The organism is Streptomyces sp. GC420 (genome assembly GCF_009916105.1).
Taxonomy (GTDB): domain Bacteria; phylum Actinomycetota; class Actinomycetes; order Streptomycetales; family Streptomycetaceae; genus Streptomyces.
Window position 1 is genome coordinate 1 of the sequence record NZ_JAAAXQ010000832.1, and the last position, 523, is coordinate 523.

At 64.6% G+C, this 523-nt stretch carries 1 protein-coding gene; it reads left to right on the forward strand.

Annotated elements, in window-relative coordinates:
- Positions 1 to 104: 104 nt before the first annotated feature.
- Positions 105 to 512, forward strand: coding sequence for a hypothetical protein (locus GUY61_RS38860; protein ID WP_166634968.1), 408 nt, complete (start codon positions 105 to 107; stop codon positions 510 to 512).
- The last annotated feature ends 11 nt before the right edge of the window (positions 513 to 523 follow it).

A 523-nucleotide genomic window follows, 5' to 3' on the forward strand; every position in this document is an offset into this window, starting at 1 on the left:
CCCCAGGCCAGCAGCAACGACTTGAACATGTTCAAAAACAGGTCTACAGTCCACGACAACAGCTTTTTGAACACGTTCAAGAAGCGTTCCGGAAGGGGTGGGGAATGGACCTCACTGTGGTCACGTACATCGTCTATCTGTCCGTCAGCATCGGACTGACCGTCTGGGTGGCGCGCACCCTCAGCAGGAACGGCCAGATCTTCCTCGCGGACGTACTGCGCGGGAACGAGAAACTCGCGGACGCCGTGAACCACCTGCTGGTGGTCGGCTTCTATCTGGTCAACCTCGGCTTCGTCGCGCTGTATCTGAAGGTCGGGGACCCGGTGGCGGACACCAGGGGCGTGTTCGAGGCGCTGTCGGAGCAGCTCGGCGTGGTGCTGCTGGTGCTCGGCGTGCTGCACCTCGGCAATGTCTGGGTGCTGAACAGGATCCGCCGGCGGGGGGCGATGGACCGTGAGGAGCTGCCCCCGGTGCCGCCGCAGGGCTGGACGGCTCCGGCCGCCGGGGCGTGACCGGGATGACC

What these genes read in the sequence shown, in the direction of transcription:
- GUY61_RS38860 (WP_166634968.1), top strand. Translation starts at nt 105, where the DNA reads ATGGACCTCACTGTGGTCACGTACATCGTCTATCTGTCCGTCAGCATC.